The following is a 2,776-nucleotide window of genomic DNA, read 5'->3' on the forward strand; positions in this document are numbered from 1 at the left end:
GGTTTTGGAACCCGTATTAGTGAGGAATCACATTTGAAGCCAAAACCTATGATTGAATTAGGTGGAAGGCCAATTCTATGGCACATTATGAAGATTTATTCTTATTATGGTTTCAATGACTTTATTATATGTCTAGGCTATAAAGGCTATTCCATTAAGGAGTATTTTGCACATTATTTTTTGCATGAGTCGAATGTTACATTTGATTTTCGTGACGGCAACAAGCGGGTCGTGCATGATCATAGGGCAGAGCCTTGGCGCGTGACTTTGGTTGATACAGGTTTAGAAACAATGACCGGGGGGCGGGTTAAGCGGATAGGGCCCTATCTCGATGGCCAGCCATTTCTGCTGACCTATGGAGATGGTGTGGGGGATGTGAATATCAGACAACTGGTTGATTACCACCGTACTCATGGTCGATTGGCAACTGTAACCTCCACCCGGCCTGGTGGTAGATTCGGCGCTCTCAAAATGGGACCGGGCAACCAGGTTCTCTCTTTCAAGGAAAAGCCAGCTGGTGACGGTGGCTGGATCAATGCCGGTTTCTTTGTCATGCAACCTGATGTCCTCAATTACATTGAGGGCGATGCCACAGTGCTCGAACAGGAACCTCTTGAAGGGCTGGCCCGGGAGGGACAGTTGATGGCCTACAGGCACGACGGTTTTTGGCAGCCGATGGATACTTTGCGGGACAAGAATTACCTTGAGGGGCTGCTCCAGCAAGGGGAAGCGCCATGGGTAAAATGGTGATTGGAGGGGAGATGGTCGAGGCGGGTTTCTGGCGCGGACGTCGGGTTTTTCTAACTGGTCATACTGGTTTTAAGGGCTCCTGGCTCAGCCTCTGGCTGCACAGGCTTGGTGCTCGCATAACCGGCTACGCCCTTGAACCACCTACACAGCCATCTTTATTTGAAACGGCAGGTGTCAATGGATTGGTACATTCCGTTCATGGTGATGTACGAGATGGTGTTAGGCTTCGGTTGGCTCTGGAAGAAGCCCGACCGGAAATTGTCATCCATCTTGCGGCACAGCCGTTGGTGCGGGAGTCCTATCGTGCACCAGCGGATACCTATGCTGTCAATGTCATGGGTACCGTCAATCTTCTCGAGGCTGTACGGCACTGTGACAGTGTGCGCGCTGTGGTCAACGTTACCTCTGACAAATGTTATGAAAATCGTGAGTGGCACTGGGGATACAGGGAAAATGAGCCAATGGGAGGCTACGACCCTTATTCAAGCAGCAAAGGGTGTTCCGAGTTGGTTACGGCTGCTTATCAGAGGTCTTTCTTCAACCCGGAAAATTTTTCTGAGCACAGAGTGGGTTTGGCTTCGGCGCGGGCAGGCAATGTGATTGGTGGGGGGGATTGGGCACAGGACCGTTTGGTCAGTGACTGTGTGCGAGCTTTTTTAGCCGAAAAGGAGATAGTCATTCGCAACCCGCACGCGATTCGGCCATGGCAGCATGTGTTGGAACCACTCTCTGGTTATCTTGTCCTCGCCCAAAATTTGTATCAAAAGGGTGTGAAATATGCCGAAGCCTGGAATTTCGGTCCATTCGATCACGATGCCAAACCGGTTGAATGGATTGTCAGGTACTTGTGCCAATCATGGCAAGGATCCAAAGGATTTCGGGTTGCAGTTGGAGAACATCCCCACGAAGCAACCTATCTGAAACTTGATTGTTCCAAGGCAAGAGCAAGGCTTGGTTGGCAACCTCGATGGTCGTTGGAGAAGGCTTTGGACAGCATTGTTGAATGGACCAGTGTCTACGCCACCGGTGGGGATATCAAAACTGTTTGCATGAACCAAATTGACGAATATCAGGCAACATCCGGAGCATAGTTGATGAATTCTGAAGAACGGGATTTGCGGCAAAAAGTTATTGAAGCTGCTGTGAAATATTATGAGTTTAAACACGCAAGAAAGAAAGAATTTGTCCCCGGTGACCGTATTCCATATGGTGGCCGGGTTTTCGACCATCGAGAATATGAAAACCTGATAGATGCCTCTTTGGATTTCTGGCTCACCGCGGGTAGGTATGTGGATGAGTTTGAAAAGAAATTTGCATCCTATCTGTCGACAAAGTACTGTTCATTGACCAACTCGGGTTCTTCAGCCAATCTTTTGGCTTTTATGGCCCTGACATCTCCAGTTCTTGGTGAACGGAGAATCAAAAAGGGCGATGAAGTGATTACAGTTGCAGCCGGGTTCCCAACTACTGTTGCTCCTATCATCCAATATGGTGCCATTCCCGTTTTTGTAGACGTTTCGTTGCCGACTTACAATATTGATTGTTCGCAACTTGAGGAAGCGTTGTCCGGTAAAACCAGAGCAGTTATGGTCGCCCACACTTTGGGGAATCCTTTTGATCTAAAAGCTGTCAAGGCTTTTTGTGACAAACATGATCTTTGGTTGATCGAAGACAACTGTGATGCTCTCGGGGCGAGGTTTTGTTTGGAGGGAAGTTGGCGTTTCACAGGTACGATCGGACATCTTGGCACGTCGAGTTTCTATCCTCCCCACCACATGACGATGGGGGAGGGGGGGGCCGTTTATACGAATGACAGTACTCTTAAGCGACTGGTCGAATCTTTTCGGGACTGGGGACGGGACTGCTGGTGCCCTTCAGGGAGCGATAATACCTGTGGCCATAGGTTTGATCGTCAGTATGGTGAACTGCCCCTTGGCTACGATCACAAATATGTTTATTCGCACTTTGGCTTCAATTTGCGCGTAACCGAAATGCAGGCAGCGATTGGCTGTGCTCAGTTGGAAAA

At 49.1% G+C, this 2,776-nt stretch carries 3 protein-coding genes; all 3 read left to right on the forward strand.

Annotated elements, in window-relative coordinates; genetic code table 11:
* Positions 1–750, forward strand: a 750-nt coding sequence (gene rfbF, locus D6694_02355) for a glucose-1-phosphate cytidylyltransferase (protein ID RMH47262.1), incomplete at its 5' end; no start/stop codon positions are given.
* A gap of 11 nt (positions 751–761) precedes the next feature.
* Complete coding sequence (gene rfbG, locus D6694_02360; protein ID RMH47264.1) at positions 762–1,841, forward strand: CDP-glucose 4,6-dehydratase; 1,080 nt, start codon at positions 762–764, stop codon at positions 1,839–1,841.
* A 3-nt stretch (positions 1,842–1,844) separates the two neighbouring features.
* The coding region (rfbH, locus tag D6694_02365) for a lipopolysaccharide biosynthesis protein RfbH (protein RMH47263.1) at positions 1,845–2,776 on the forward strand (932 nt) is incomplete at its 3' end.

The organism is Gammaproteobacteria bacterium (assembly GCA_003696665.1).
Taxonomy (GTDB): Bacteria; Pseudomonadota; Gammaproteobacteria; order Enterobacterales.